The 25,375-nt window shown below is 52.3% G+C and carries 26 protein-coding genes and 1 riboswitch; of the genes, 13 read left to right on the forward strand and 13 right to left on the reverse strand.

Annotation, left to right across the window (positions count from 1 at the left end):
• Window positions 1-40: 40 nt before the first annotated feature.
• Window positions 41-385 (forward strand): S-layer homology domain-containing protein, encoded by a 345-nt coding sequence (locus H6F94_RS22075; RefSeq protein WP_190804390.1) that lies wholly within the window; start codon window positions 41-43, stop codon window positions 383-385.
• Window positions 382-1,275: a M28 family peptidase gene (locus tag H6F94_RS22080; protein ID WP_190804391.1), complete on the forward strand. Its 894-nt coding sequence runs from the start codon at window positions 382-384 to the stop codon at window positions 1,273-1,275. Before H6F94_RS22075 ends, H6F94_RS22080 begins: the two co-directional genes overlap by 4 nt.
• 16 nt (window positions 1,276-1,291) lie before the next feature.
• Here H6F94_RS22080 and H6F94_RS22085 read toward each other — a convergent pair whose 3' ends face one another.
• The 3 genes from H6F94_RS22085 to H6F94_RS22095 all read right to left on the reverse strand — a co-directional run bounded on the left by H6F94_RS22085 (window position 1,292) and on the right by H6F94_RS22095 (window position 3,644).
• Window positions 1,292-2,245 (reverse strand): DMT family transporter, encoded by a 954-nt coding sequence (locus H6F94_RS22085; RefSeq protein WP_190804392.1) that lies wholly within the window; start codon window positions 2,243-2,245, stop codon window positions 1,292-1,294.
• A gap of 78 nt (window positions 2,246-2,323) precedes the next feature.
• Window positions 2,324-3,148 (reverse strand): AraC family transcriptional regulator, encoded by an 825-nt coding sequence (locus H6F94_RS22090; protein ID WP_190804393.1) that lies wholly within the window; start codon window positions 3,146-3,148, stop codon window positions 2,324-2,326.
• Between the two features lie 196 nt (window positions 3,149-3,344).
• Window positions 3,345-3,644, reverse strand: coding sequence for a Uma2 family endonuclease (locus H6F94_RS22095; protein ID WP_190804394.1), 300 nt, complete (start codon window positions 3,642-3,644; stop codon window positions 3,345-3,347).
• Window positions 3,645-3,869: 225 nt separating this feature from the next.
• Here H6F94_RS22095 and H6F94_RS22100 point away from each other — a divergent pair, with 225 nt between their 5' ends.
• Window positions 3,870-4,706 carry an AraC family transcriptional regulator gene (locus H6F94_RS22100; RefSeq protein WP_190804395.1) on the forward strand — a complete coding sequence of 279 codons (837 nt, stop codon included), beginning with the start codon at window positions 3,870-3,872 and terminating at the stop codon, window positions 4,704-4,706.
• Between the two features lie 164 nt (window positions 4,707-4,870).
• Window positions 4,871-6,544 (forward strand): 2-isopropylmalate synthase, encoded by a 1,674-nt coding sequence (leuA, locus tag H6F94_RS22105; RefSeq protein WP_190804396.1) that lies wholly within the window; start codon window positions 4,871-4,873, stop codon window positions 6,542-6,544.
• 119 nt (window positions 6,545-6,663) lie between these two features.
• Here leuA and H6F94_RS22110 read toward each other — a convergent pair whose 3' ends face one another.
• Window positions 6,664-7,572, reverse strand: a complete 909-nt coding sequence (locus H6F94_RS22110; protein ID WP_190804397.1) for a LysR family transcriptional regulator — start codon at window positions 7,570-7,572, stop codon at window positions 6,664-6,666.
• A gap of 524 nt (window positions 7,573-8,096) precedes the next feature.
• Between H6F94_RS22110 and H6F94_RS22115 the strand changes: the two genes are divergently transcribed.
• A complete protein-coding gene (locus H6F94_RS22115) occupies window positions 8,097-8,726 on the forward strand; it encodes a LysE family translocator (RefSeq protein WP_190804398.1) in 630 nt (209 codons plus the stop codon).
• A 78-nt stretch (window positions 8,727-8,804) separates the two neighbouring features.
• On the opposite strand, the gene H6F94_RS22120 is transcribed toward H6F94_RS22115, so the two are convergent.
• On the reverse strand, window positions 8,805-10,343 hold the full coding sequence (locus H6F94_RS22120) for a thioredoxin-like domain-containing protein (protein WP_190804399.1): 1,539 nt from the start codon (window positions 10,341-10,343) through the stop codon (window positions 8,805-8,807).
• 143 nt (window positions 10,344-10,486) lie between these two features.
• Here H6F94_RS22120 and H6F94_RS22125 point away from each other — a divergent pair, with 143 nt between their 5' ends.
• On the forward strand, window positions 10,487-11,257 hold the full coding sequence (locus H6F94_RS22125) for a M48 family metallopeptidase (protein WP_190804400.1): 771 nt from the start codon (window positions 10,487-10,489) through the stop codon (window positions 11,255-11,257).
• Between the two features lie 67 nt (window positions 11,258-11,324).
• On the opposite strand, the gene H6F94_RS22130 is transcribed toward H6F94_RS22125, so the two are convergent.
• On the reverse strand, window positions 11,325-11,882 hold the full coding sequence (locus tag H6F94_RS22130; protein WP_242041331.1) for a pentapeptide repeat-containing protein: 558 nt from the start codon (window positions 11,880-11,882) through the stop codon (window positions 11,325-11,327).
• Between the two features lie 114 nt (window positions 11,883-11,996).
• On the opposite strand from H6F94_RS22130, the gene H6F94_RS22135 reads away from it, so the two are divergent.
• Complete coding sequence (locus H6F94_RS22135) at window positions 11,997-12,659, forward strand: histidine phosphatase family protein (RefSeq protein WP_190804401.1); 663 nt, start codon at window positions 11,997-11,999, stop codon at window positions 12,657-12,659.
• A gap of 228 nt (window positions 12,660-12,887) precedes the next feature.
• Complete coding sequence (locus H6F94_RS22140; RefSeq protein WP_199320578.1) at window positions 12,888-13,157, forward strand: hypothetical protein; 270 nt, start codon at window positions 12,888-12,890, stop codon at window positions 13,155-13,157.
• A 72-nt stretch (window positions 13,158-13,229) separates the two neighbouring features.
• Here the strand turns inward: H6F94_RS22140 and H6F94_RS22145 are convergent, their stop codons facing one another.
• Window positions 13,230-13,499 (reverse strand): YciI family protein, encoded by a 270-nt coding sequence (locus H6F94_RS22145; protein WP_190804402.1) that lies wholly within the window; start codon window positions 13,497-13,499, stop codon window positions 13,230-13,232.
• 4 nt (window positions 13,500-13,503) lie between these two features.
• The gene (gene pheT / locus H6F94_RS22150) at window positions 13,504-15,954 is read right to left on the reverse strand and encodes a phenylalanine--tRNA ligase subunit beta (RefSeq protein WP_190804403.1); all 2,451 of its coding nucleotides are present in this window, start codon (window positions 15,952-15,954) and stop codon (window positions 13,504-13,506) included.
• 106 nt (window positions 15,955-16,060) lie between these two features.
• Here pheT and H6F94_RS22155 point away from each other — a divergent pair, with 106 nt between their 5' ends.
• The 5 genes from H6F94_RS22155 (at window position 16,061) to H6F94_RS22175 (ending at window position 19,344) form a co-directional block, all read left to right on the forward strand.
• Entirely contained in the window at window positions 16,061-16,486 is a 426-nt protein-coding gene (locus H6F94_RS22155; RefSeq protein WP_190804404.1) for a peptidylprolyl isomerase, read from the forward strand.
• 134 nt (window positions 16,487-16,620) lie between these two features.
• The gene (locus H6F94_RS22160) at window positions 16,621-17,283 is read left to right on the forward strand and encodes a dienelactone hydrolase family protein (protein WP_190804405.1); all 663 of its coding nucleotides are present in this window, start codon (window positions 16,621-16,623) and stop codon (window positions 17,281-17,283) included.
• A gap of 3 nt (window positions 17,284-17,286) precedes the next feature.
• A complete protein-coding gene (locus H6F94_RS22165; RefSeq protein WP_190804406.1) occupies window positions 17,287-17,712 on the forward strand; it encodes a tellurite resistance TerB family protein in 426 nt (141 codons plus the stop codon).
• Window positions 17,712-18,527, forward strand: a complete 816-nt coding sequence (locus H6F94_RS22170; RefSeq protein WP_190804407.1) for a DNA adenine methylase — start codon at window positions 17,712-17,714, stop codon at window positions 18,525-18,527. Before H6F94_RS22165 ends, H6F94_RS22170 begins: the two co-directional genes overlap by 1 nt.
• Before the next feature lie 67 nt (window positions 18,528-18,594).
• The gene (locus H6F94_RS22175; protein ID WP_313949350.1) at window positions 18,595-19,344 is read left to right on the forward strand and encodes a Uma2 family endonuclease; all 750 of its coding nucleotides are present in this window, start codon (window positions 18,595-18,597) and stop codon (window positions 19,342-19,344) included.
• A 20-nt stretch (window positions 19,345-19,364) separates the two neighbouring features.
• Here H6F94_RS22175 and H6F94_RS22180 read toward each other — a convergent pair whose 3' ends face one another.
• From H6F94_RS22180 to mfd, 5 genes are all read right to left on the reverse strand, one after another.
• Window positions 19,365-20,534 carry a hypothetical protein gene (locus tag H6F94_RS22180; RefSeq protein WP_190804408.1) on the reverse strand — a complete coding sequence of 390 codons (1,170 nt, stop codon included), beginning with the start codon at window positions 20,532-20,534 and terminating at the stop codon, window positions 19,365-19,367.
• 4 nt (window positions 20,535-20,538) lie between these two features.
• Window positions 20,539-20,742, reverse strand: a complete 204-nt coding sequence (locus H6F94_RS22185) for a CbtB domain-containing protein (RefSeq protein WP_190804409.1) — start codon at window positions 20,740-20,742, stop codon at window positions 20,539-20,541.
• 18 nt (window positions 20,743-20,760) lie between these two features.
• Window positions 20,761-20,900, reverse strand: a riboswitch (cobalamin riboswitch).
• A gap of 92 nt (window positions 20,901-20,992) precedes the next feature.
• Window positions 20,993-21,400, reverse strand: coding sequence for a DUF1818 family protein (locus H6F94_RS22190; RefSeq protein ID WP_190804410.1), 408 nt, complete (start codon window positions 21,398-21,400; stop codon window positions 20,993-20,995).
• Between the two features lie 28 nt (window positions 21,401-21,428).
• Window positions 21,429-21,797 carry a helix-turn-helix domain-containing protein gene (locus H6F94_RS22195; RefSeq protein WP_190804411.1) on the reverse strand — a complete coding sequence of 123 codons (369 nt, stop codon included), beginning with the start codon at window positions 21,795-21,797 and terminating at the stop codon, window positions 21,429-21,431.
• Between the two features lie 82 nt (window positions 21,798-21,879).
• Window positions 21,880-25,365 (reverse strand): transcription-repair coupling factor, encoded by a 3,486-nt coding sequence (gene mfd / locus H6F94_RS22200; protein ID WP_190804412.1) that lies wholly within the window; start codon window positions 25,363-25,365, stop codon window positions 21,880-21,882.
• Between the last annotated feature and the right edge of the window lie 10 nt (window positions 25,366-25,375).

A 25,375-nucleotide genomic window follows, 5' to 3' on the forward strand; every position in this document is an offset into this window, starting at 1 on the left:
CTCGCAGTTAAATAGAAAATAGAGCATAGGAGCACTAAGCATGGTCCGTTCTTCCTGGCGATATTTACTGGCATTTGGGCTGCTGGTCATGGCCTCTGCGCTGCCAGCGCAGGCCCAGACCCAACCCGAACCGGCTCCAGTTATGCGTGAAGGACAACCGACAGCAGCACCCGTTGAGCCAGCCCAGCCTCTCCAGGCCACGCAGATTCGCCGTAGCCAAGCCCCATTACCACTGGCAACGGTTTACCAAACTCCGATTTCGCAATTTGAGCCGCCCTTTACTGACGTGCCCACTGGTCACTGGGCTTATGAGGCCGTCACACGCCTGTTCTACAGCGGCATTCTGCGGGGTCAATCGGGTCCGAGCGGACCTGCTCGTTCATGACCGGGAACAGCTTAAGCCATTCAAACGAGCTGGGCGAACTGGACGACCTCAAAGCGCGGTTGCAAGCTCATTTGCAAGAAGTGGTACGCGAACGCGATCCCTACCTGGCAACTGCCGGTCATTTCTACGTGCAGCAGTATATTCGCCAGCAATTTGAGCGATGGGGAGCGGTAGAGGTTCATGAGTTTGAAGTTCGCGGCAAGCGCCACCAAAATCTAATTCTGAATCTGCCTTCCTCGTCTGGACAAACTGCAGCTCAAAAACCGCCAATTCTGATTGGTGCTCATTACGATGCTGTGCCCGGCTCACCGGGTGCCGATGACAATGCGACAGGCGTTGCAGCCCTGCTAGAACTGGCTCGTTTGCTGAGTGCTGAGCCAACCAAACATCCGCTGCGTCTGGTTGCTTTCGACCTGGAAGAATATGGCCTGTTGGGTAGCCAAGGCTATGCCGATTTCCTCCGAGAACAGCAGCAATCATTGCGCTTGATGCTGTCTTTGGAAATGTTGGGCTACTGCACTACGGCCCCTGGATCGCAGCGCTATCCAACGGGGTTGCAGTATTTTTATCCCAACTGTGGCAACTTTATTGCACTAGTTGGCAATTTGCCCACTCTACCTGATCTCATTGGTCTCAGCCGTCGAATTCGCCAGGTTGGCGTGCCTTGCCAATGGTTGCCTGCAGGTCAAAAAGGACAGCTTGTGCCGGCAACCCGTGCCAGCGATCACGCGCCTTTTTGGGATCGAGGCTATCGAGCGTTGATGGTCACGGATACGGCTTATCTGCGCAATCCCCACTACCATAAAGCGAGTGACCGCCTGGAAACACTTGACTTGGATTTTTTAACCGGGGTTTGTCGAGGTTTGGCTCAAGGAATTCGCTACTTATGAGGGTCCGAATGCTCATTTAAGAGCGATTGGTCAGTGAAACACCGATCAGAACTAATAGCCCACCCAAAAGCAACACTGGGGTTAAAGGTTCATTTAGCAGGAGCGCGGCCAAAGTCACAGCAACTACGGGCACAAGATTGATAAAAATTGCAGCTTTCGTGGGACCAATTGCTTTCAAACCTTCGTAGTACCAGCAGAAAGCAACCACGGTTCCCAGAACAGCAAGGTAAAGAATGCCAAGCCAAACCGAAAGCGAAAACGTCTGCCACTCCTGCAAAAGCCCTTCTTGAATCGCAGGAATTAGAAAAAGCGGCGTACCCACTAAACAGGCATAGGTCGTAGCGGCAAACGGTGATAAAGTCACCATCAATCGCTTACCAACTAGGGTGTAAACTGTCCAACTGGCAACACATCCCAGCAGAAACAGATCCCCAGAACTAATCCCTTGCGCTAAAAGGGCTTGAGGATTGCCTCGGGTAATCACAAGGGCAGCGCCAAGCAGGGCGGTGAGGATACCTGCCCACTTAGAACGAGTCAACTTATCCCTGAAAACCAGAGCGGCACTGAGGGCAATCACGGTTGGGTTGGTTGTGACAATCAGAGAAGCCCTGCTGGCCTCAACCGTTTGCAGTCCTAAGAAAAAGAAAGCATTGTAAGCAAAAATACCGCTCAAACCCAGCGCTATTACCGGCAAAAGCTGTTGCCGTTTCAGTCGGGGCAATCCCCCCTCCAACTTAATCGTAAGAAACAGTAAAAGCAGCGTGGCAATTGCGTATCGACAAAAGGCAGCTGAGAAGGGACCAATCGTTTGAACGACCGCCCGTCCCGCAATAAAAGATCCTCCCCAAATGAGCGTCATTACGGCTAGTTTGAGGTAAGCCTGCGTGAGTGGTTGTTGGATAGAAAGGAGCAATTTTGGTCGTTTTTTGCCTTCGGTTTTTCTGCTAGTTTTTTTGCCAGGTTGGACCATGAAAACCCCCTGATATTGTAGCTTTTACTACTGTGGGGGCATTCAAGCCAGGCATCTTGTACATTCTTGGGGTAGGGCCTAAGAACGTTTGAATAACTGTCCAGGAGTAAAGCCGAGTACCTGCTTAAAACGACGAGTCAAATGGCTTTGATCGACAAAACCTGTGGCTTGGGCTGCCTGCGCAATCGGCTCACCAGCCACAATCAAGGTTCTGGCACGCGCCACTCGCACTTGATTGAGATAGGCATGGGGCGGCAGTCCCACGGTTTTGCGAAAAACTTGCGCCAGATGAAAGGGGTTCAACTGAGCAAGTGCAGCCAGTTTTTGGAGTGACAAGTTTTCTGCATAGCAAACATCAATGTATTCCCGCACCTGGGTAACCGCACGATGTTCTGGGCCTCTTCGTTGCAAGCTAGGGGGACGTTCTGCATGGCGGAGCAGAAGTTGAGACAGGGCAACCAGCAAAGCCGACTCCCGTTCCAGGGTAGAACTCGGCTCAATCAACAGCCGATGAAGCGTCCGTATTGATTGAGCCACGCGTCGATCTTGAACAACCGGTTCTGGAAACCAGCAGCCATTCCAAGGCCGCTCAGCAATGTCTTGGGCAACTCGCAGCAGCAACCCTGGATCGACGTAAAGTGCCCGATACGTCCAGCCAATGTTGCCGAGAACATGTCCAGTGTGGGGTTCATCTGGATTCAATAGCCCAAGGCTTCCTGCCGAGGAATGGCGCAGGCTCCCTCGATACCAAAACGCACCCTCACCTTGCTCAATCAAACTGATTACAAAGGCATTGTGAGTATGTCGGCTGAAGGATTGCGTAACGTAATGGGCGTGGAGAATTTCAACACCATCAAGTTCGGGATCCTGCCAAAACGTTGCCTCGTCCTGAATTCGCTTCATAATTCAAGAGAAAAGGATGCTCTTGTTTTCGACCTTAGATCTGGCTATTGCTCTAGCCCCGGCTCTGGCTCTTAATCCAGAGTACAGCGACTAAGAAAGAAGCTCATGTTTTCAGAAATGTTACCAGTTAAAAGTCAGCATAAGGCAAATTAGACCAACTTACTCTTGCGCATTGAAGTCCACTTTATCGTAGATTTCAGCGAGCAAGATTTGGAATGGAATAGAGGATAGGGTTAAGTTTCTTGGGGATCCAGAGACGTTGGTCAGTTACAAAAACTCGATAGGGTTGTCGCTTTAAGGCAAAATTTAGAGCTGCATAGAGGTTGCCAGCAATTTGATTATGGTTCGGCGTACCACCTGTCATCCGAGCAATTTCACCATCAATATACTCATGACGTTCTTCTGAATCAACCTCTAGCTCTAAGTATTCTTCAGGGGAATAGCGATTTTTTCCTGCGCTTGCATAACCATTTAATTTTAAACTCCGATACCTCAAGCTTCTGGTTTATTCAAGCAGTCCTATACTTTCATGTATTTCAACTATCACCTCTCATCATAACCATTCCTGAATCCAGTTCGATTACGCAGGGTGGGGATTTGATTTTTGTACATTAGGCTGTCGATAGATTCCAAGGTCATGACTTTTCTAGGCTGAAAGCCTAGCTCACTGCAATTCGGCCTACTATGTTGGGTACAGATTCCCTTATCTCTGGTCGCCCCGATGGAGCCAACCAAAGAGTTCGTTAAATTATGGGTACCCGCTGACACCTGCGGCATTGAACTCTTTAGTGCAAGGCTGCTGAAGCATACTTATGCTAAGCACATGCACGAAAGCTATACCATCGGCATCAATGATGGGGGACAGGGAGCATACGCCTACCGAGGCGAAACCCACACCGTTTATCCAGGTAGTCTCAATCTGCTCAATCCTGGCGAAGTTCACACGGGGGGTGCCGTCACAGACGCTGGTTGGGCCTATCGCAACCTTTATGTTGATGTACTGCTTTTGCAAAAAGTGATTGGGCAAACCGAGTGGCGGGGTAAAGGGCTGCCCTATTTTCCTAAAACAGCCGTGTGGGACGAAGGAGTCAGGAAGCTAGTTCAGCGGTTGTTCACGGCTTTCGAACATCCCACCTCCAAACTTGAGCGCGATTCGCTGCTGCTATGCACCCTCTCTAAGCTCATATCCAACCATGCGGATGAACACTGCGAACTGCGACCCGTGGGCAAAGAGCTAACGGCGGTAGAAAAGGTACGCAACTACCTCGAAGCTCATTATGCTGCTGATGTGTCTATCGATGAACTGGCGCAATTGGCAAATCTCAGCCCCTATTACTTAATCCGCACCTTTCATCACAGTGTCGGTATACCTCCCCATGCCTATCAACGTCAGATTCGAGTTTTAAGAGCTAAGCAGGCATTGCGGACAAGCCGACAATCGATTAGTGAGGTGGCGTTAACTAACGGCTTCTTCGACCAAAGCCACTTCAATCGCCTGTTCAAACGGACATTTGGCATAACCCCAGGCCAGTACCGGCACAGTTTGCTCAGTGGCTGATCCTTGCAGAGAACTGAGTATTGCCCGGCAATGGTGGGGCACTTGGCACGCCTCCAGAACTCCTCCCCGAGAGAGCGCAGTTCCGTCCAAGACCTCAACCAACCGATAGGCTTAAGGTCTCTATATGAGGTTGCGTAATTTCTCGCGACTAGGAGCCTGAATCCATGCATAAGCTGCCCTTCTATAAGTACCGACCCTTTACCGCCATCACCTTGCCAGACCGGCAGTGGCCCTCCAGAGTGATTGAGCAAGCCCCACTCTGGTGCTCAGTCGATCTACGCGATGGTAATCAAGCCCTGGTGGTGCCGATGACACTGGCCCAGAAGCTTGAGCTGTTTAACCTGCTGGTGAAGGTCGGGTTCAAACAAATAGAAGTCGGATTCCCCTCAGCCGCAGAGGTCGAGTTCAATTTTCTACGGACTTTGGTCGAAGAGAACCGAATCCCGGAGGATGTCACGATTCAGGTCCTGACCCAAGCGCGTGAGCATTTGATCCGCAGGACGTTTGAATCGGTGCGCGGGGCCAAGCAAGCGATCATTCACCTCTACAATCCAACTTCAGAATTGCAACGGCGCGTTGTTTTCAAAAAGAGCAAGCCAGAGATTATTGAGATCGCAGCCCAAGCGACTCAATTAATTAAAGAATTGGCAAGCACGATGCCCGAAACCAAGATTACTTTGGAGTATTCTCCAGAGAGCTTTTCTGGTACAGAAGTTGACTTCGCCGTCGAAATCTGTGAGGCCGTGATTGATGTTTGGAAGCCTACACCAGACAACAAAATTATCTTGAACTTGCCAGAGACCGTGCAACTCTGCACCCCGAATACCTACGCTGATCAAATCGAGTGGTTCTGCCGACGCCTCAAGCAGCGTGACCTAGCAATTGTTAGCCTGCACACGCACAACGATCGGGGCACAGGCGTGGCCAGTACCGAATTGGGTATGATGGCTGGCGCTGAACGCGTTGAAGGAACCCTGTTAGGCAATGGCGAACGAACCGGCAACGTTGATTTGGTCACGGTAGCGCTCAACCTGTACACACAGGGCATTGATCCGAACTTGGATTTGAGCAATATTGACGAAATTGTTGATGTGGTTGAGCGCTGCACCAATATCACGACTCATATCCGGCATCCCTACGTTGGAGAATTGGTATTTACCGCCTTTTCCGGTTCTCACCAGGATGCAATTAGCAAAGGCATGGCTCACTACACCCAGAGCCAAAGCGAGATTTGGGAGGTTCCCTATCTACCGATGGACCCGACCGATATTGGCCGCACCTATGAGTCGATCATTCGCGTCAATAGCCAATCGGGTAAGGGGGGGATTGCTTATCTATTGGATCAGGAATTCGGCTTCCAATTGCCCAAACCCATGCAGCCTGAGTTTGGTCAAATCATTCAACGCATCGCTGATCACACTGGCAAAGAACTGAAACCCGCTGAGATTTGGCATGCCTTTTTCAATGAGTACATTGATGCGATCTCGCCCCTGAAACTCCAAAAATTCCGAATTTCAGAAAGCAGCGAGGATGAACAGGTCACTTGCGACGCTGAAATCAGCATTGACGGCAATTGCAGAGAGATCACAGGCAGAGGCAATGGACCCATCGATGCTTTGGCCAAAGCATTACAAAATGAGCTAGGCATTGCTTTTGAACTCACAGCTTACTACGAGCACGCTTTAAGTCGGAGTACTGATGCCAAAGCAGCTGCCTATATTCAAGTGCGACATAAAGGGACATTCGCCTTCGGTGTGGGCGTCGATCCCAACATTAGCCTTGCTTCTGGCAAAGCTTTACTGAGTGCGCTGAATCGCTCATTACGGCAAGATCATTAGGCCGAGATCATTAGGCCAAGGTCATTATGCATCGGGACTTGCTTGAAGTGATGAAATCAAAGTGATGAGGTAGCCTCGCTAAACAGTTTTGGCTAAGACACCTCATCACTTCGAACGCTTTATATTTTGGTTAGCTTGCCTGTATTTCTCAGCAGATCCAAAAACGCGAAGACGCCTGGGGGCAGAAGAGCACCAGCCAGAGTAGCTACCCTAATAATTCTAAAGAAGGGAACGGGCAAGCTGTATACCTGGACATTATCTGGAATCGGGTTCGCTGCCAGGCGGGGAATAATCGTTGCACCCAAGCCTTGAGCAACCATACTCACGATCGTGGAATCGGCTTTGAATTGATAAGCAACCTGTAAAGATTTGCCCAGAGCTGCACAATGGGCATAAACCTGTTGGTCACAGCTATCGCCATCCGGTCCCATAATCAGGGGATAATTGCACAACTGCTCCCAACTGAGTTCTGAGCCGATGAGTTTAAAGTTAGGCGGGAACAGCACTAAACACTCATCCCGCAACAGTTCCCAAGTCTCAAATTCGTCACTCATTGAGTAATCAGCAAAACCAATTTCAGCACGCCCCTTACGCAAATCTTCTTCAACACTAGGCGAGTCAAATCGCTCAATAATACTGAGGGTAATATCAGGAAAGCGTTGACGAAACTGAGCCATTACCTCTGGCAAAATATGCGTTGAAACAGTGCGAAAAGCTGAAATTCGAACCTGTCCGCCCTGCAAGCTTCTTGCTAGATTCGCATCTTTAAAGATCTCCTCTTGCAGTTGCATCATCTGCTGGGCATGGCTAATGACCCGCTCACCAATTGGTGTAAGATGAGCGCCGTAGCGACCGCGCGAGAATAAGACCACCCCTAAATCTGCCTCTAGCACAGCAATAGCATTGCTAACTGCCGATTGCGACATCCCTAGCTGTAGAGCCGCCTCGCTAAAGCTGCTGTACTCTGCCGCTGCAATCAGAATACGCAATTGAGATAGCTTCAACTGATTGGAACGATTGTGCTTCATGCGCAGGGCCTAGATCAGCCATATCCTTGAACTCTGGAGAATACTAACACTGATCCATCGATTTTAGTGATGGATGAGATATAGACAGTGTTTTGATTAATGGCGGCACAGTTCTTAAAGTGAACCTATTAGCAATTACCAGAGGGTTTTGACATGAGTGCTCGCCTAGGTATTGGCCTGGAACCATCTTCATTACTTCAAGTTCTTAACCAGAAGTTAGGGGAGCTCAGGCAGCTTTTTATTAAGACCTTGAGCAGAGAATGTGAGCTACGCGTCTGGTGTGTTGATGACTACACTGGCAATACTTGGTGGAGTGCCTATGATCCAACGACAGAACAAGCCATTTACCAAGTCTCCGAGACGCAGATACGGGTTTGGATTGAGCAACGTCACCACTTGGCAACTAGAAACTCAGCAAGTTGTTAGGTGCCAGCCATTACATAACAGGGCGCAGTTTCATCCAAGCCAAGTAGAACTCAGACATTATAAGCTCGCCTCATACAGGTTGAGGGAGCACTACTTCAATGCAACCACCGGGTTTTCTTCTGTTTTTGACGACTGCTACACTGTTGATTATCACACCAGGGCCTGACATGCTTTATGTGATAACCCGTGGAGTTGCGCAGGGACGCAGAACTGCGCTACTTTCCACTCTAGGCATCTGTTCAGGCTATGTTATCCATACGTTTTTTGCTGTGCTTGGGCTCTCTGCCCTCCTACAATCGTCAGCAGCGGCGTTTGAGATTATTCGTTATGCAGGCGCAGCTTATCTGTTGTATCTAGGTATCCAAACCTTACTGAGCAAACAGCGTCTGACCATTGCTTCAGCAGGAGCCAATTCTAATAAGCTCAACCGTGTTGTCTGGCAGGGCATCATTACCAGCGTTTTGAACCCCAAGGGTATTTTGTTCTTCATAGCGTTTCTGCCACAATTTGTGGATCCGAACCCGAGCCGAGTAGGGATACAGTTGTTTGCCCTCGGATTGACTTTTACAACACTGTGCTTCTTGATCTATGGAACACTGGGCTATGTTGCTGGAACTCTGAGAGATCGATTAGCAGGACAAGTAATATTGGTCGAGATGCTTAGGTATCTAGCTGGCACTGTGTTAGTGGGCCTAGGTATACGGCTTGCCCTATCAGAGCAAAAGTGATGCTGCAAGAGGTAGCATCACTTATCGAGCGCGAAAATCGCTCGCTAGAGCACTAGCTACGAGATCTAGAAAGAGCACTTACTCTTCAGGATTGAGGTCTTCTGGAAAGCAAAGATCAGGCGCGCACAAGCTCCTAATCTTGAAAGTCATGACCTTACCAGTTGTCAACTCCAGACAACGAATCGCATGGTTGTTGGTATCGGCGATATAAAGCTTGCCATTTGCAAAACTGAGACCAGAAGGCTCTCTAAATTGAGCCAATTGTCGTTCACCATTGGCCAATCCAGCCGAGGAACCAGCCACCGTTTGACACTCACCAGTAGCTGGATCGACCCGCTTAATTTTGTGGTTATAGGTATCTGCGACCCAAAGCGATCCCTGAGCATATTCCACGCCCAAACAGTGTTGTAAGCGCACTTCACTGCCGATGCCGTCACGGTCATCAAAGCCAAATAAATCACCACTGCCGCACACAGTCCGCACCTGGGGATTAGCCCCCAATTCCACAGCCCGGATGGTACTAGTTTCGCTATCAGCAACAAACAACTCTTTGCCGTTGCTAGTGATGCCACTCGGTTGAGCAAAGGCGGCATCTGTGAGCGGACCATCGACGCAAGCTTCAGCCCCTGTACCGGCATAGGTGCTTACCAATTCACGCTCAAGATCCATCTGCCAGATCTGGTGAGGGCCAGCCATCGCAATAAACAGCCGTCCCTCGACTAGTTCCAAATCCCAGGGAGAATTCAGTGCTGTTGAGAGCGCAGGACCCGCGTGGGGCTGGATCTGATGGCTCTGCTCCGCAGTTCCGGCAATCGTGGTCACGATCTGGGCCTGCAAATCTACGCGACGCAGCAGATGATTGTCGGTATCAGCAACATAGAGCCACTGGCGCTCAACATCTAGAACCATGCCCTGCGGCGCAGAGAATTGAGTTTCTTCATAGCTGCCGTCCGCATGGCCTCGGCTACCAGTGCCAATGACCGCTAGAACCTCACCGGCAAGACTGGTGACGACCAGGCGGTGGTGGCCTGAGTCTGCGATGAATAACCTCTCGCCGATCGCATCAGCTAGAACCTTGCCGGGGAAAGCTAGGGGAGTGGTAAGCGGTCGGCTTTGTTTCTCCAGTTTGAGCTGCAACTCCTGGAAGTTGAGCTTGCCCCGCTCCTGGCTGGCGGCGATCAGCTGAGCAATAGCAGCATCGAGGGCGTCACGGTTGCCCTCGCCAGAAGCGTGAGCAACATAGTAGCCCTCGGGGTCGATCAGCACCAGCGTGGGCCAAGCCCGAACTGCATACTCCTGCCACACGCGAAATTCGTTATCCACCAACACCGGATGTTCAATGTCGTAGCGCAGAATGCTGGCACGAATGTTTTCGATTTCCTGCTCGTTTTGAAACTTAGCCGAATGGACCCCAATCACGGTGAGCGCATCTCGATATTTCTGCTCCAAAAATTTGAGATCGGGCAGAACATGCAAACAGTTGATGCAGCAATAGGTCCAGAAATCTAAAAGCACAACCCGCCCCCGCAATTGCGACAGCGATAAGGGCTGCTCAGTGTTGAGCCAGGGTTGATTTCGGGGCAGTTCTGGGGCTCTGACGCGGGGCGTAGCAATCATGCTGGCGGCTCCCTTACTCCGTGATATGACAACCTAACGAGGTGACGACCTGATGTAACAGCCTAGCTGTAATCTGGCAGGAGATGCTTGCTGAAGCCAGTCTCGCAAACTGCTACATTCTGCTTAGCCTCAGCCAAAATTCCATGCCAGCCTCTCGCCAAAATCCCCAACAGCAAATAACTGCAGCACCGAACTACAGCATTCGCGAAAGCTCCAGAGCCAAACATGCTCGCTTGAGAATTTCAGCTCGGAGCGGCTTAGAAGTAATTGTGCCGGTAGGCTTTGATCACAGGCGAATTCCAGAACTGATCCAACAGAAGCAGACCTGGATTCAATCCGCCTTCAAGCGGTTAGAAGCGCAGTGTCAAGTTCTAGCCAGCGAACCGCCTGCCCAACTCCCTGAAACCATAGAATTGCGCGCGATTGGTGAAACTTGGACAGTTGAGTATCAACCCAGCTCTAACCCTGTTCTTAAAATCACTGAACAGAAGATTGCAGAACAGGACGCAAGGCGGTTGGTGGTTAGTGGGGCAGTCACTTCAGTTGCTGGATGCCACCGAGCCTTACGGGATTGGTTGACTTACAAAGCTCAAACTCATCTGCTGCCCTGGCTCCGACAACTCAGCCAAGAGCAGAATTTACCTTTCAGCACAGCTTCAGTGAGAGGCCAGAAAACTCGGTGGGGCAGTTGCTCAGATCGCAAAACAATTAGTGTCAACTACAAGCTGCTATTTCTGCCTGTTCCGCTAGTGCGCTACGTTTTTGTCCACGAGTTGTGCCACACTATCCACCTTAATCATTCTGCTGCCTTCTGGAGGCTCGTCCACCAACGAGAACCTGACTGTGAAGCGATCAAGCAGGAGTTGCGTCAGAGTTGGCGCTATGTGCCCAGTTGGGCAGACACTCGAGCTTGAGACTCACTCAGCAAGACTTCACCTGAATCACCCGAAGCTTGGCTCAAATCTGGCCCGAGAACTTGGCTCAAGAGAGACTGGGGCTCAGGAAGGTAAAGCGCAGCCGAGCGCCCTTGAGATCAGCCCCTTCTAACCGGACCCCTCGCAGAGCCGAAAACCAGAGTGAAGCGTAGCGAAGGTCAGCATTGCTGAGATCGGCATTGCTAAGGTTAGCACCCGAGAGATCCGTAGTAATCAGATCGGCTGCAACCAGACTGGCATAGTCAAGGCGGGCAAAGCGCAGATCGGCACCGCTCAACAGAGCCCGGTTCAGGCAGGCGTTGCTGAGGCGGGCAAAGCGTAAACAGGCTCCGCGCAAAATCGCGCCGCCCAGGTCAGCACCACTAAGGTTAGCCCCAGTCAGATTGGCCTTGATTAAGCGAGCATCCTGCAAGTTCACCCCCTGCAAATTCATACCCGACAAATCCGCCAGGTTGAGATTAATGCCTTGAAAATCACGTTCTCCGGCTTCGTACCGGCTTAGCAAAGCCTCAACTGAATAAGGAACCATGCTGGGGATAGGACGAGCGGCGGGGGGAGCGTTGAAACTAGGTCCAGAGCAGGGAGCAGACGGTAGGTCGATCATGGTGGGTATCGAGGAGTAACCTGCTGAGGCGGTGCCACTACCCTAGAGTGCAAGCTACCTAAAGGCCAGCGTCTCCGAAACCGCAATTACCCTATTCAGAGTGCACACTTTAGAATGCAGACGCGACTGATCCTGATTCGTCATGCAGAGGCAGAAGGCAATCCAGAGGGCCGGATGCTGGGCTGCGTCGAGACTGAACTGACGCCCTATGGCTTTCACCAAGCCCGCCTACTGCAACAGCAGCTCCAAGATCAGGCTCTGCAACCCGCTTGCCTGTATACCAGTCCACAAAAACGCGCCCTCCAGACTGCTCAATGGGTGGCACCGGCAGTGCCCTCCCAAATCTGTCCAGAGTTGAGGGAGTTAGATCAGGGCATTTTTACCGGTCTAACCTGGGCTGAAGCTAGCCAGCGTTACCCGGAGTTGTGCGCACGCTTAGAGCAGAATGTCGATTGGCTGCCGATCGAGGGGGCAGAGACACCGCAGTCAGCCCGCAAGCGTGCAGAACAGTTTGTGCAGAAAATTTTGCAGGTTCCTTTGCCGAGTCCGGTGCTCATCGTGACACACGGCGGCCTACTGTCTCATCTATTGTCAGCCTTGCTGGGTTCGACCCGTACCTGGGGCTTTAACGTAGCGACTACGGCTCGGTTCGACTTAACGCTGGACTGGGAACGCTGGCTAAACGCTGAAGCAACGTCCCGTTTTAACAGTACGCTGTGGCGAATAGAACGCTTTAACGATACGTCTCATTTAAAACTCACTCTAGCTAAGGCTTAAGGCATCCGCTTGAAATTCGTGACAAAGAGATTCAATGAGTAAGATAGAAGAGACTCCTGTGGACAGGAGCCTCTAAGTATAGTTACAACAGAATCTCTTAGCCATAAATACACCAATGACCCAGTTGGTGGAGGTTGCGCCGTTGGATCCGGAGTTAAATGAGAGTTTCCAAACTGAGCAGAGTTTTTCCGTCCCCTGTTGCAAATTCTTGATTTCTGGAGCGCTCCGATGACCAACTCAGCCCAGTCCACACCCATGAGTTCCATGCCACCCGAGTTGGCCGAACATCTTGCTGACCTGCGGCAAAAAGATCAGGTTCTCCATGACATCCTGGCGGTTGATGTTTGGGCATTAGCGAAAACCATGGATGAATTTCAGCCCGGTTTTTGGGCTGCGTTCATGAAAAACCGGGCCGAGGCGACCCGTCGCTTTATCGAAGCTCGTAATCAGCAAACCCGTCACGGCACAGGGATTCGTCATCCCTTCTTTGACCTATAGCTTGACGAGTCGCTCGACTTGTCATTTGGTGCTTAGCTACTTAGCTCCACACTGCTAGGCCTTAGCTGGATCTCACAAAGCTTGAATCCACTCGTGGATCTCATACTCAGTCCAGATGCCGTTCTGCCAATAGGGATCAGCTTCCACCCATGCCTTAACAGTTTCGGTGTCTTTCGCTTCGTAGATGCCAAACACCTTGCGCAAGTCTTGGGTTGGACCGATGGTGACGAGGTAACCTGCCTCCTTCAGTTTCTGAAGATTGTCTAGATGAGCTTGACGGTAAGGGGCTCGCTTTTCCACGACATTGTCGCAATACGAACCCCAGAGAACGTACTTGGGCACCAGCTTAACTCCGCAGACTGATATTGAACTTGTCGACTAGGGCCTCGCGCACATTCTGGTGTACCGGCTCAACTTCCTGATCGGTCAGAGTACGCTCGCTAGAACGGTAAACCAGGCGGAAGGCCAGACTGCGCCTCCCGGTTGGGACGCCCTCACCTCGGTACTCGTCAAAGACCGATACCGATTCCAGCAGGGGACCAGCCGCGTTGCTAATCGTGCGTTGTAACTCTGACACCGATAGATCCAACGGCGCGAACAGGGCAAGATCCCGGTCAGAAGCTGGATAGGTCGAGTAAGGCTTGAAAATTGCCACAGGTCTGCGGTCCATCGCAGACATCAGGACATACAGATCCAGCTCAAAGGCATACACCTCATCGGGCAAGCCGCGCTCTTGACGGAACTGAGGATGGAGTTGTCCAAAGCTACCCAGACGCTCGCCTGAGATCCAGAGCGAAGCCGTACGTCCAGGATGCAGGCGGGGATCACGACGATCGGGTTGATATTCGACGCTAAGCCCTAGCCGTTCAAAGGCCGATTCCAAAAGACCTTTAGCGCTGTACCAATCCAGAGGCCGATTCTGGTGCTGCCAGGTTCCCACGGTGTTGTCACCGCCAAGAATGCCTGCCAGGTGCTCGGCTTCGCTGTTGCCCTCCTCGCTGCGAGAGAAAACCCGCCCAACTTCAAAGCCGTTGAGCGGACCATTGCCCTGGTCAAGGTTGTAGCTGAAGGCTCCAACCAGGCCATCCAACAGCTCGTATCGAAGCGCTGAATACTCTGCCAGCAGAGGATTGCTCAGTTGGACCTGCACCGACTGCTCGCTCTCATTGGGCGATACCAGTGAGTAGTGGATCAGCTCAGTCAGGCCAATCGCCCGGAAGGCCTCACGAATTCGCCGCAGTAAAGCCTGCTCGACCGAGAGGTAACCTAGCTCACTCTTAGCGGGTAAGGTATCGCTGAAGTTGTCGTAGCCGTAGAGCCGCGCGATCTCTTCGATCAGGTCGATCTCGCGCTCCATGTCTCGATAGCGATAGGGCGGCACACCCACTGTCCAGACCCGCTCCTCAGTGCGCTGCACGCTAAAGCCTAGTGAGGTCAAAATGCGCTCGATCTGCTCAGGCGGGATTTCTCCTTCGAACTCGTCTTCCTCAGAAGCATTGGCGTTCTCGCCATCGGTGGGTTCGACAGGACCCAAAACCTGAGCCACGCGGTCCAGACGCAGCTCAATCGTGCGGGGCAGAATTTGACGCGCATCCGCAATGCTCTGGGCTGTCGCCTGGCCCCCAGCCAACTCGGTAATCAAAGCAATGGCACGGGCACAGGCCATTTCCAATTCTGCAAAGTTGACGCCGCGTTCATAACGGGTTGAGGCCTCGCTGCGTAAGCCCTGGGCCCGCGCTGAGCGCCGTACCGCCACCGGGTCAAACAGAGCTGCTTCCAGAACCAGATTGACCGTCTGTTCAGACACTTCGGACTCTTCACCGCCCATCACACCAGCTAGGGCAATAGGCTTGTCACCATCGGTAATCACTAAGTTGGCAGCTTGCAAGTCACGTTTCTGACTGTCTAGCGTCGTTAATGTCTCACCCGACTTGGCAAAACGCACACCTACAGTAATTGGGTCCTGCCGCCGCAACTGGTCGGCATCAAAGGCGTGCAAGGGCTGACCCCACTCCAACAGAACGTAGTTGGTTACATCTACAACATTGCTAATGGGGCGAATACCAGCAGCTTGAAGGCGACGCTGCAACCACTCTGGCGAAGGGCCAATCTTCACGCCCTCGATCAAGGTGCCAATGTAGGCAGGACAAGCCTGGGGTTCTTCAACCTGCAACCGCAGTGAGCTGGCTGCGTCTGTAGGAATCTCCAGTTTGGGGGTGATGGGCAGTTTGAGCTGGCCGTTGGTTAGAGCAGCCACCTCACGGGCAATACCCACCATGCTTAGAGCATCGGCACGGTTAGCAGTGGACGAGAGATCCAGGACAACGTCATCCAGTCCCAAGAGGGGCCGCACGTCAGAGCCCAGCTTGAGATCTGGCTGGTTGAAGCTGTGGATGCCCTCAGATTTAGTCGACAATCCTAACTCGGCTAGCGAGCAGATCATGCCCTCAGAAGTCACGCCCCGCAGCTTAGAGGGACGAATTTTGAGGCTGATTTTCGGTAGCTCAGTGCCCACGGTTGCCACGGGCACGAATAGCCCAGCAGCGACATTAGCGGCACCGCAGACAATGTTCAGTGGTTTCTCAGCTCCGATATCTACCTGGCAAACGCTGAGCTTATCGGCATTGGGATGTTGTTCGCGGCTGAGCACATGCCCAACCACGACCCCCTTGGCCCAAGTGCGACGGTCTTCGATTTCCTCGACTTCAAACCCGGCCATAGTCAGGGCATGGGCCAACGCCTCAGGCGATAGGTCGAAGGTCACCAGTTCGCGCAACCAGTTGAGGGAAATTTTCATATTCGTCTATGCTGTGAAGTCCGCCCAGCCCTGATCGTACCAGTTAGGCTTGATTGGATAGTCGGCCTGATAAAGTGAAGGCTGCGTATATCTCGGGGAGAGAGCCATGACTCGCGCCATTATGGAAACAGACAAAGGCACCATTCATCTGGAGCTTTTTGATCAAGACGCCCCCGGCACCGTTAAGAACTTCGTGGACCTCGCGAACAAAGGCTTCTACAACGGCCTAAATTTCCACCGAGTGATCCCAAATTTCATGATTCAGGGCGGTTGCCCACAGGGTACGGGCACGGCGGGTCCGGGCTACACCATTAAGTGTGAAACCAAGGGCAATCCCAATAAGCATTTGGCGGGTACGCTGTCGATGGCCCATGCCGGCAAAGACACGGGTGGTAGCCAGTTTTTTATCTGCCATTCGCCCCAATCACATTTGGATGGTGTCCACACCGCTTTCGGCAAAACCGAAGATATGGATGTGGTCAATGCCATTCGCCAAGGCGACAAAATCAAGTCGGTCACGATTGAGGCTTAGGATTGGGGCCTGGTTGGTTGGGGCCTAGTTAATTGAGGCTCTAAAACTCGGGCCAGATTGATTCCAGTTGATCACAGCCAGTTGATTGCAGTTGGTTGATTGCAGTTGGTTGATTGCAGTTTAGAGAAAAGACTATGGGCACGGACATCGCAAACATTGGCTATCTGGCAGTCCCGGAATCGGGATCAGGGCCAGGGCTGCTCGTGCTCCAGGAATGGTGGGGGCTGGTGCCGCACATTAAAGATGTTGCTGACCGTTTTGCGGCGGCTGGCTATGTGGCACTGGCTCCCGATTTGTTCCACGGGGTGCAGACTAGTTCGCCGGATGAAGCAGGGCGCTTGTTGATGGCGCTCAACATCGAGCAGACCGCGCAGGATTTGCAAACCGCAGCAGACTTTTTGCTAAACCACGAAGCCGTGACCAGCCAAAAACTGGGAGTTGTGGGCTTCTGCATGGGGGGTCAATTGGCCTTGCTGGCAGCGACGGTGAGCCAGAGTATTGGCGCAGTCGTGGATTTTTACGGCATTCATCCCCATGTCAAGCCTGACTTCAGCAAACTCAAAGCGCCTGTGCTAGGGCTATTTGCCGAGCACGATAGCTCTGTGACGGCGGAGGCAGTTTACGAATTACAGACCGCGATTCGTAAGGCGGGCGGTTCAATCCAGGCCAGAATTTATCCAGACGTGGATCACGCCTTTTTCAACGACACCCGACCTGAGGTTTACAATGAGCCCGTGGCTCAGGATGCCTGGGAACGGACGCTCGATTTCTTCCAGCAAAATCTAATTGCAGCTTGAGCGATGGAGCCTGACCCTCAGCAACGTTTACTGCTCAAAATCGTTCTGGGGTCTGCCTGGATCGATGGGGCACTTCAGCCTGCGGAATTGACCTATTTGCAAACGCTGCTCCAGCGCTACGGCGAGTCCTACAATCGGGAACTCAAAGAGCTGACCCAGCAGCGTGTATCACGCACTGAAACTGAAGCCTGGATCGTGGAATATCTCAACGATACCGGCGAAGAGGGCCGCCGTAAACTGCTGGCTGAAATCGCCAATACGCTGTTTGCTGATGAGCGTATTTCGGACCTGGAGCGCGAGTTGCTGGATGAATATCACACGATGATGAGTCTCATCCCCAACCAGGAACAGGAGCATCACTTCGCTCAGAATATTCTGGAGCCGATTGGCCGTTTCTTGAAAAAAGTCATCGGTCTGAACCCTTCCTGATGCCACTACAGGCGAAACCTTTTCTGAAATGGGCAGGTGGCAAAGGGCGATTGTTAGCTCAGTATCAGCCCTATTTGCCAAGTGAATTCAAAACTTATTTTGAGCCCTTCTTAGGCGGGGCTGCTGTATTTTTTCATCTGGCCCCGGCGCGAGCGGTACTGACCGATATTAACCCAGAGCTGATTAACCTTTACACCTGTGTTCGCGATCAGGTCGAAGCAGTAATCCAGCTCTTGGCTCAACACAAAGCCCAGCACTGTGATGCTTATTACTATCAGATTCGAGCTCTGCCTAAGCAGCAAACTCTGAACTCAGTCGAGCGAGCAGCTCGCATTCTTTATCTCAATAAAACCTGCTTCAACGGCTTATATCGAGAGAATGCGTTGGGACATTTTAATGTCCCAATGGGGCGTTATCGCAATCCTCAAATTTACGATCCGAATCTACTGCGACAAACCTCAGATATGCTCCGGGTTGCTGAGATTGCAGTGCAGCCCTTTCAGGCGGTTTTAGAGACTGCAACTCCGGCTGATTTCGTTTACTTTGACCCACCTTATCAGCCAATTTCAGCAACCAGTAGTTTCACGGCCTACAGTCGCTTTAGCTTCTGTGAGGCGGATCAAATTGCCCTGCGCGATGTTTTTGCTCAGCTGCAAATGCGGGGCGTCCGTACTATGCTTTCGAATTCCGATTGTCCCTTTATTCGCGACTTGTATGCCGACTTTCGGGTGATCTCGATTGAGGCCAGTCGAGCGATTAATTCTCGACCTGACCGGCGTGGCAAAGTTTCCGAAGTGCTGGTGCTGAGCTGGTAGACAGAGTTCTCTTCCTTACAGCCCTATCCTTACAATGGAAGCCAAGAGCAGCTCATACAAACCTGAAGTGACTGTAAGGCAGGATGCGATGGCTTATAGCGCTCAAGACGTTGAAGCACAGATGCCCGATACCAGCCAGCTCTTAAGCGATGAACCAGAGATGGAAAGCTCTCTGCACTACCTACAATTGCTGATTTTGGTCACCTGTCTGGAGTGGCTCTGGCGCGGGCGCGAAGACTTTTTCATTGGGGCTAACCTCACCATCTACTTCAGCCGCCAACAACTACGCAACCGCGACTTCCGAGGCCCAGACTTCTTCCTAGTCAAAGACACCGAAAAGCGGCCCCGCAAATCCTGGGTGGTATGGGAAGAAGATGGCCGCTACCCCGATTTGATTATTGAACTACTGTCTAGCTCCACGGCTGATACTGACCGTAATCTCAAGAAGACCCTTTACCAGGACCGCTTCCGGACACCTGAGTATTTCTGGTTTTCGCCTGAGACTTTAGAATTCGCTGGCTTTCGGCTTCATGGCAGGCAGTATGAGGCAATCACCCCTATTGCACAGGGTTGGCTTTGGAGCCAAGAGCTAGAGCTGTATTTGGGTGTTGATGCAGGTCAGTTGCGCTACTTCACAGCAGAGGGCGAGAGAGTTCCCACACCTGAGGAAGCAGCACAACAACAACAGCAACGGGCCGAACAAGAACAACTACGCGCTGAGCAAGCAGAACTTGCCTTGCAACAAGCTCAAACTAGAGCCGAACAGTTGCAAGAACAGCTACGAGCGCTTGGAATTGACCCAGAGGCATCAAGCTGAGCCTGAACTTGCCACAGTGATCACGAACCTTGAGCTTGAGCCCAGGATTGCCGGCGCTGTAGCCACAACCCCATAACCAAGCCCAGAAGCACGATGCTGGTGAAATATCCCAAGGCAATCAGCCGAACCAATAGCGGTGGGGCTACGCCTTCAGCCTCAATTTCTTGTACAACTTTAAAAGGCTTAAATTGGCGTCCGGCAGTTGACTGCGGTAAAACAGTCACTTCAAGCCGATGCGGTGCCCCATCAAAAAATTGTTGTCGCCAAGCAAGTTGCCCAGCCGGATCTGGAGTGCCGGTATAAGCGAAAGCCAACCAATTTTCTTCGAGTTGCCTGGTCTGAATCTGAAAAGCTAGATCAGTCGCAGGCTGGCCTGTTTGTTGATCAATTGCCTGAATTTGCAACTGTGCTAGTTGTCCAACAGTTGCTTGAGTATCGCCGATTATTCGAACCTCTAACCCCTGCGATTGGGCAATTCCTTGAGGGATTTGAGCGGACGAAACTTCTGAATGCTCATGGTGATGCGCGTGGGATTCTGCCAGCTCAGCACTGATATTGACAACCAGTAAAGCCACAATTGCCACAAGCACAACAGCACTCAGCAATAGTCGAATCGATTGGGGAGCAATCTCACCCGGTTGGATGACTTGAGGTTTGCCAATCAGCCAACCCCCACCTAAACCCACCAGCCAAAGCATCACCGCCAGAATTGCAAAGTTGCGATATTTGTTGCTGTGTTCGCTCACCCGCAATGTGAGTGTTTGGGCAATGGGCGCAAAGGCATCGGTATCAACGGGTAAAACCTCCACGGCCAGTCGATAGTTGCCCCGAATCGGTAGCATCTGCTGGAGCTGCAATTCGCCGCGTTCAGTTTCAGCCGTCAGCTCTAGTAATTGAGTTCCTTCAACTACTGGAAAATCAGTCGAGAACCACGGATTGTGAGACGGTGCAAACAGTTGCAGGTGCACTTTAGCTTTCGGCAAAGGCTGTCCTGCTGCATCTCGGAGTTGCAAGGTCAAAATGGGTGCAGATTGAGCAGTTTCCCCCGTGGCATCGAAGGGCACCAACTGGTCAAGCGGCGGTTGGGTAATGAGTTGCAAGCTAGCTTGCGGCAGACGCGCTGAGGCCACAACAGCCAGGCTCAACAGCCCAATTAGGCTGAGGAGCGTTGTTGATTTGAATTTCAACATAGAGCTAGTGGCAGCCGACCAGCAGCGTTTGATGGCGCACGGAGTGCAGCGAATTATGCACCGCTGGATAGGTGGAGAAATAGACAGTCCAGAGGATCAAGGCACACAAGGATGTATAAAGAGTGGCCTGTACTGGCAGAGAAAGGGTGAAGCTGATCGCTTTCTGAGACAGCGTTGATTTAGCAGAGAGCCGGGAAGAAGCGGTCATGGGTGTACCTCGCACACTAGATTCAGCAGCGCATCGGCGGGCATCCTGGCTAGGAGATTTCTCCGTCACAGTTGCGGGACAGCGTTGGATTCTCACCAAACTTTCCCCGTTACCTCTGGCAGCTGTTCCCTACCAGAACCGAGCAAGTGGGGCAATCTTATCACCGTTTTTGCCCTGCCGCGGACTGTGTAGAAATCTCAAGCGCCATTCACAAAGAGCAATTTAGAAGGAGCGAGTCAGAATGGGCAAGTTAGAACGGTTGCACCCATTCACTGATGCCTGGACGGTTCAATAAGGGCTGAAGCTCCTGTACCGCCAGGATTAGCCCTGGCACGGCTTCTGCCTGCCATTGACCATCAGCCCGACGCCCAGTTTGCAGTTGCAATGACACACCAAATCGGTCTGGAAAGCCTCGTGCTTCCAGCCATACTTGTTCGGTTTCGGCCTCACAGACTAGCGTTTCTTCGTCCATTAGCTCAGTTTTGAGAGCCGCCATACTTTCGCTCAATTCCAACAGTAAGCGGCAAAAATCGCGCAACTCGAGGTTGGTGAGTTCCAGTGACCAGAGATCGCTACCCACTAAACCAACAAACAGCTCTGATCCCGGTGCCCAACCCAAGCGCCAACCGGGTCCCTCTAGTAATTTTCGTTGGCTCATAGAAGCGATGAAACTCGATCAGGTCAAGCTAGTTTTGGGCTTCAAAAAAGACAGCTGGAGAGACGTGAAAGAACTCAGTGAGTTTACGAATATGCTCTGCTGTCAGCTTACGCTGTCCCTTCAATACTTCCGAGACAATCGACTCGGTTTTGAAGATTGGAACCAAATCTTTTTGACGCAGGTTTAGGTCGAGCATCAGAGTTTTGATCAGTTCGACGCCATGAATGTCTGGGACGAGTTCCTGCTTCTGCTCGTATTCATACACCAGTGCGCCCAAGACATTCAGATAGTCTTGTTCGTCTGATGTCAGCTCACTGCGATCCAACAAAGCATCGATCACTTTTTGAGTTGCTTGCAGCTCTGGCTCGGATGTAATGGAACACGGTAAAAATGCCATGAGAATTGAGTGTAGGCACTGGCCCTAGATGACCCAGAAATCATTGTTCCGGTTTCCGGGTCATATTTCTATTGGGCCTACATTAGACAGCCACAGGTTCCGGCAAAGCACCCTGCATTTTGCCGAGCCAGTCGATTAGGCTTTCCAATTGCTTCTCAGCGGAGAGAATACCTAGACCGCGCACAGTTACTTGGCCTCGTTGATAGACAAAGCGAGGCAATAAGTGACTGGGCAAATTGGCTTTGAGCAGGTTCCAGGCTGGTTCCTCCATTGGCGTTTCAAGGACAACATGCTGCTTACCACCTTCGGCATTCGTGCCTAAACGAATGCGCGAGAAGCCCAATTGCTTGGCGACCAATTTCAACTCCATCACCCTGAGCAATTGACTAGCAGCAGTCGGCAGCGAGCCATAACGGTCCACCCAATCCGCAGCAATCTGCGTGAGATCGCGCGACTGACTAACTGTTGCCACGGCTCGGTAAGCACTCATCTTCTGATCGAGATCGGGAATGTAATCAGCCGGGATAAACGCTGTAAGTGGCAAATCGATTTGGGTATCGTCCACCTTGGGAATTTCTTGACCGCGAATCTCATTGATGCTCTCTTGCAGCATCTCCATATAAAGGTCAAAGCCAATCGCGTCCATTTGGCCAGACTGCTCGGCTCCCAGCAAATTACCCACGCCTCGAATTTCCATGTCGCGAACGGCTAACTGATAGCCAGAACCCAACTGCGTAAACTCCTGAATCGCCCGTAATCGCTGACGCGCTTGATCCGAAAGAGCTGTTTCTCTGGGATAAAACAGCCAGGCATGAGCTTGAATTCCAGCTCGACCAACCCGACCGCGCAACTGATAGAGCTGGCTAAGACCGAAGCGCTGAGCATCCTCAACCAAAATCGTGTTGACGCGAGGAATATCCAGACCCGACTCAATAATCGTGGTGCACAACAGAATATCTGCATCCCCATTGTTAAAGGTGAGCATCGTTGCTTCGAGTTCACCTTCTTGCATCTGGCCATGGGCAATCACCAGCCGCACCCCCGGCAGCATCTCGCGCAGTTTACCTGCGATTTCTTCAATACCCTCAACGCGAGAAACCACATAAAATACCTGGCCGCCCCGGTCAAGTTCTTGACGAATGGCAGAACGCACCGTCTCCGCATTGTAGGGAGATAGGTGAGTTTTAATCGGACGACGCGAAGGCGGCGGTGTGGCAATCAGGCTCATCTCGCGCACACCCGACAAAGCCATATATAAGGTCCGAGGAATTGGTGTGGCAGTCAGCGTGAGCACATCGACCTGAGTTTTGAGAGCCTTGATTTTCTCCTTCTGGTTGACTCCGAAACGCTGCTCTTCGTCCACCACCAGCAGCCCCAAATCTCTAAACACGATACCCTTGCCCAAGAGCTGGTGCGTACCAACCACAATATCGAGTTCGCCAGTAGCGAGGCGCTGCTGAATTTCCTTACGCTCATTGGCCGAGCGGAAGCGATTGAGTAGACCGACTTGAATCGGGTAAGGTGCGAAGCGCTCCCGTAGCGTGTGGTAGTGTTGCTGCGCCAGGATCGTGGTCGGAGCCAGCAGCGCACACTGTTTGCCCGCATTCACCGCTTTGAAAATGGCCCGGATCGCTACTTCCGTTTTGCCAAAGCCAACGTCGCCACAGACTAGCCGGTCCATGGGACGGGTACTTTCCATATCCTGCTTCACATCTTGGGTCGCCTTGAGCTGATCCGGAGTGGGTTGGTAAGGGAAAGACTCCTCCATCTCCCGTTGCCAGGGCGTGTCAGAGCTAAAACTATGTCCCTGCTGCTGCGCCCGTTGAGCATAGAGCTGGAGCAGATCCACAGCCACTTTTTTGACCGCTTTTTTGACTTTGCCCTTGGTTTTTTCCCAGGCTTTGCTGGACATGCGGTTCAGCTCGGGAGCCGCACTGCCCACCGCTCGGTAGCGTGACAATGTCCCCACCTGATCCGCTGCCACGCGCAGCAGTCCATCGGCATATTGAATAACTAGGTATTCGCGCGTTTCGTGGTTGACCGTCAGGCTTTCTAGTTTCAGGAATTTGCCGATGCCGTGGTTTTTATGCACCACATAGTCGCCAGGACTAAGCTTGTTTGGATCGACCTGAAACGACGCGCTACGGCGACGTTTGCGCACATAGCTGGGAGTTGCCAGACTGTGCTGCCCAAAGAACTCCCGGTCGGTGACAAAGACCAGTCGGAAACTCGGCAGAATGAAGCCTTCGAGTTCTGCCAGCCCAGAATATTTGAGGGCAACTGGCGTATGTTGCCCCACCAATTTGTCGATGGCGCCAGTATCGCGAGGACTGGGCACAAACTGCGCAGGGCAGTCGTGTTCCTGCAATAGGGCCACAGCTCGGGACGGCTGAGCTGAAAGCAACCAGACTTGGAAGCCCCGATCCCGCTCATCGCGTAGCGTCTTAGCTAGTTGGCCAAATTGGTGAGGGATCGCAGGCACCGCACGACTGGCCAGGTTCAGCCCCTCACTGCCCTCTTCTACCAGTTCGCTCAAGCTGAGATGGGCAAAGCCTTGAGCTTCTGCCAGGAGATCACCAAAAGGGCGATGGATCCGAGGTAGGGGCGGAGTTCCACCCACCTCCTGCCACTGTTCCTCGGCGTGCTCAAACCAGCGTTGGGCATGGGCACGGCACTGCTCGACTTCATCCAGTGCGATCAAACTATCAGCAGGCAGGTAGTCGAGGATAGAGGCTGGGCGCTCATAAGCCAGACCCAAAAAGCGACGAATGCCCTCGGGTGCAATGCCCTCCAGCAGCTTCTCTTGCGCTTCATCATCCAAGTGAGCTGACAAGTCGAGAGTTTGAAGCCGGGGCACCAGGATCGGAGCATAGCCAGTCGGTGTTAGAACTACCGAGGGCACAGGGTCCAGCGAACGCTGATTGACCGGATCGAACTCGCGGATCTTCTCCAGTTCATCGCCAAACCACTCTAGGCGGACTGGCAGTTCAGAGGAGACCGGGAAAATATCGACAATATCACCCCGACGGCTCCACTGCCCTTCGGTTTCAACCAGTGACACGCGCTCATAGCCTAAACGGCTGAGCTGATCGCCCAGGTTTCCCAAGCTGAGTTCCATACCCTGCTCTAAAGCCAGGCAGTAGTCGCGCAACACCTCGACTGGTGGTAAGTGAGGTTGCAGGGCACGGTCGGTCGCAACAACCGCTAGAGTTTTGCCCGCTTGAGGCGAAGCTAGCAAGTCTGCTAAGACCTGCAATTGCCCCCAGGTCATTTCCGACTCTGGGTTAAAGGGTTCGTAAGGCGAAGACTCGGAGGTGGGGTAGAAATGCACCGCTCGAAAGCCCATCGCCTCTAGTTGGGTGCACCAGCGCCCCGCTTCCTCTAGGGTCGAAGTGACCACCAGCAAAGTACTAATGGCTCGGGTTTGAGCAATGGCGGCGCTGACTAACCCCTTCGGCAAGCGGGAAATCCCACGCAAGGGCAGATGATGTTGTCGCTCCAGACGGGTGAGCAACTCTGACAGCAGGGGAGTACGTGCCAGAGCACGCACGACAGGCAAAAACGGCATAGCTAACAGC

This window comes from Leptolyngbya sp. FACHB-261, from assembly GCF_014696065.1.
Classification (GTDB): Bacteria; Cyanobacteriota; Cyanobacteriia; order FACHB-261; family FACHB-261; genus FACHB-261.